The organism is Monashia sp. HAY1-2A, from assembly GCF_056755315.1.
This window is the reverse complement of record NZ_JBNDHY010000646.1, coordinates 1-219: the sequence shown is the minus strand read 5'-3', so window position 1 is coordinate 219 and position 219 is coordinate 1. Positions and strand designations below refer to the sequence as shown.

Below are 219 nucleotides of genomic sequence, written 5' to 3'. Positions count from 1 at the left end.
CCCCCCCCCCCCCCCCCCCCCCCCCTTCCCACCAAAAAACCCCCCCCCCCAGATTACTACGCGTCTCGTGGGCTCGGAGATGTGTATAAGAGACAGACCGTGCTGGCCCCCAACCGACGACCCATGGTGACGCATGAGTGAACTCACCCTGACCCTGCTGCGGCTGGGTCTGCTCGCGCTGCCTGTCTCTTATACACATCTGACGCTGCCGACGACGGA

Annotated in this window: 1 protein-coding gene; it reads right to left on the bottom strand. The window is 64.8% G+C overall.

What is annotated here, in order from left to right; genetic code table 11:
* Positions 1–219 (bottom strand): hypothetical protein (locus ACPYOM_RS23395; RefSeq protein WP_481347810.1); only part of this gene is annotated, 219 nt, incomplete at both ends.